The 2,668-nt window shown below is 49.0% G+C and carries 2 protein-coding genes; both read right to left on the reverse strand.

Going from position 1 to position 2,668, the window contains the following annotated elements; genetic code table 11:
• The coding region (locus KDK19_RS19800) for a hypothetical protein (protein WP_257292700.1) at positions 1–238 on the reverse strand (238 nt) is incomplete at its 3' end.
• A gap of 175 nt (positions 239–413) precedes the next feature.
• On the reverse strand, positions 414–2,668 hold a 2,255-nt coding region (locus KDK19_RS19805; protein WP_257292701.1), incomplete at its 5' end, for a PEP/pyruvate-binding domain-containing protein.

Consider the following 2,668-nt stretch of genomic DNA (forward strand, 5'->3'; position numbering starts at 1 on the left):
ACATCCCCTTGCCACCCAGTTGTTTCCGGCTGGCGGGAGAATAGTCAGCAGCCTGCTCTGAAGAAGATAAACTGCAAGCGCTGCAGAAGCGCTTGGCCAGTGGTGTTTCGTCGATCGGAACGCCGCTGATATCAGGACCTCCGAATTGACTTTTAAATGAACTCCCGGCCTCGGTCTCCTGAGTTGGATTCTTTGTCAGGATGGGGTGATATGCTTTGTCAAATCCAGCAGATAACATCAAGACATCCCTCCAAAGTTAATATTCATCCATGATTTAATAACCAAGAGCCTGTTGCGTTAATCAATTACTTCTTTTGACCATGATATCTTTATAAAGTTCAGCCATCGGGCTGAAGCACGCAACAGGAAAAACAACAAGGAGCTGGGAACACGGTGTGTAATGGTCAACGCTGTCAGAATAGATTAGACGTTATTCGCAAATTTCCGAGCCTGTCTGTAAAACTAGAGTGACACTCTCGAACTCGTTGACTGCCATATTTCAGCCCATGCTTCAATAAGGCTTTCTTTAGCTTTTCTTTATGCTCCGCAAGCCAGTGAGTCGGTCGGAGATTATACGGTGGGAGATCAAACGGAGGGACTGCAAACTTCAGTTTATAGTCCATTGATGGGCTGATAACAAAGTATTGATCTCTAAAATCGGGATACACATCCTCAACCAATAGAGTAGCTTCATCAGGATATAACAATAAAAGATGTTGTAAGAGCTCCCTTCGCATGTCCTCACTTATCTCATCGCTCATTAACATTTCCCGCAGACTGTCTTTCGATTTTCCCTCAATAAACACATGCCGCACACACACTCTTAAACACTGTCCATGATGAATAAACCGCTGGTAATGGTCGCTTAATAACTGACAGAAAGCGTCAGAAGAAGATGAAACTCTCCGACAAAACACTAAAAAAAGGCAATGCTCAAACGCAAATCTCTCAGCTTCTGTTGCAACATTGCCATTAAGGCGCTGTGCAAGCAAGTTGAAGTCCCACTGATCTCCTTCAAAAATGGCCCTGCATTCAAATAAACTATCCAGATTATACATTTCATCTAACACAATGATCAGTTTCTCAAAGGCACCCTGCATGTTGTTACGTGATTTCATTCGAGGGCATTCAACGGTAATTTCTCCCGCTACGGCGTTGCAACCCAGCTTCATGCTATCAGAATTTTCATCCAGTCCGATCGCTTTCAGAGACTGCACCAGAAACCACATACGCTTTAACTTGCCGTCTTCATCAACGCCATCAGGTTCCTCAAATTGGTCAGAAAATCTCAGCCGCAAGGTTCGTTCTTTTCCCCCATCTGCATGCTCAAGAAGTTCAACAAGTCCCACATGACTTCCTAACTTCAGGTTAACAATCAAGGCATCATCCATACTGACGACAGTCCCTGAAAGCCCTAACTTTTTCATTGATGCTTTGTCGGACGCCCTCAACAGCGGTGCCTCTTCACCCGGGGACGTGCAATCAACATAGGTCATGTACCGTTCCTTGGATATCCTGCCCTGACCGGAGGCCAGAGCGACCGGCGCCAGCGCCGCTACAAAACGCTGATGCAGGGCAAAAATCAAGTCATGGACACTTTGGCACTGCTCAGCCTTCCGGGAATGAAGTGCTTGAAGACTGGATTGAAGCTGATGGCACTCTGCCAGCCACTGTCGAAACGGGAATACCTGCCCTTCTTCAGAGGCTTGCATTGGATGGACGACAGCCTCTACCCGTGATTGGATGGTCTTTTTCAGTGCCCCGAACCGGTTGTTCAATTGCGGTACTTCATTCAGCAATGACTTGTGCTGGAATGAACCACTGTTATCCGCCAGCAGCAAGAAGCTCTGGTAACCCTTCAACATGGCTTCAGCTCCATGAATGAGCCTGCTTACGCTCTCCCCGGTCTCTGCCAGTAACTTTGATCGTTGTGGCGACATGCTCAGCTTTATGGGGTTTGCCAAACAATCCAGTCCGTAGCCGGGAGCAAAAAATGCCAACAGGCGGGCATTTTGATCTGTGAGCCATTGAAAACCGCTGGTGACCCGGCTGAATGCGCCTTCAGAGGGAGACAAATCATCCCGTAACGGGATGGCTTTTACAGATGAAACATCAGAAACAGCAGAGGACAGGCTTCTGTGACTGTCCAGATTTTCGGTAATGTCACCGGCAACAACGAAGGCACCGGGCTTATCTTTAAAACGGGCGCAGGCCAGTGTGACCGGTTGGCCATTCTGTGCGACCATTGCCGCATACTCGCCGCCGACCAGCATTAAGGGTATTTTTTTCTGTCTCAGGAGGATCGCCACATGATCATTGAATCCCCCTTCGGTAAAGACAACCCCCCCTGCCCGATTCAGGCATTCAGGCTCAAGCATCCACTCTTCAGCGTGGTGAGCCACGACAATGGCTCCCTCTGGCATAGCGCCTGAATCACGCTTATTAGCCAGCCAGAGTGGTCCTGTGCAAAAGCCTTCGCTGGCCCCCTCGCCAGTGGCCAGACTGTCTTCGGGTATGGACATGGCAAAATCCATGCCGCCAGAGAGTCGGGTGACAGGACGTACCTGCAACAGGAACAGGCGCCCCTGATGATCGATGGCAAACTCCACGTCTACAGGGCAGAGCAGCAGGTTTTCCAGCTCTGTCACCACTCGCCTGAGCTCTGAAA

This window comes from Endozoicomonas sp. ONNA1 (assembly GCF_024606325.1).
GTDB lineage: Bacteria > Pseudomonadota > Gammaproteobacteria > Pseudomonadales > Endozoicomonadaceae > Endozoicomonas_A.